Source organism: Chromohalobacter sp. HP20-39 (assembly GCF_033052815.1).
Taxonomy (GTDB): Bacteria; Pseudomonadota; Gammaproteobacteria; order Pseudomonadales; family Halomonadaceae; genus Chromohalobacter.
This window is the reverse complement of record NZ_JAWHTP010000647.1, coordinates 1-275: the sequence shown is the minus strand read 5'-3', so window position 1 is coordinate 275 and position 275 is coordinate 1. Positions and strand designations below refer to the sequence as shown.

At 52.4% G+C, this 275-nt stretch carries 1 protein-coding gene; it reads left to right on the top strand.

The features are described 5' to 3' along the window. Window positions 1–175 precede the first annotated feature (175 nt). A partial coding sequence (locus RVY79_RS22060; protein WP_411161757.1) for a DUF5076 domain-containing protein occupies window positions 176–275 on the top strand: 100 nt, incomplete at its 3' end.

The following is a 275-nucleotide window of genomic DNA, read 5'->3' as shown; positions in this document are numbered from 1 at the left end:
CGAAAGCGTGCAGCGGACAGAGGTTCTTGGTGGAAAAACTGCGCGTGAAATTGCTGAGCACCAGCGTATCCAGGAACTCACAGACGGCGAGCCTGCCCGCCTGTCCCCAAATGTGGCGAATAAGGTAGACCCTATTGGGCCGAATCGTCGATACCTTCTGAATCAGAATAGATAAATGAAAAGCGAACTTCCTATCCCACCTGCCGCTTTGCAGGATGTTGATTCAAAAGAGCTATTGCGTGTATGGGCGGCAGCCGGGAATCAGCACATCTCCA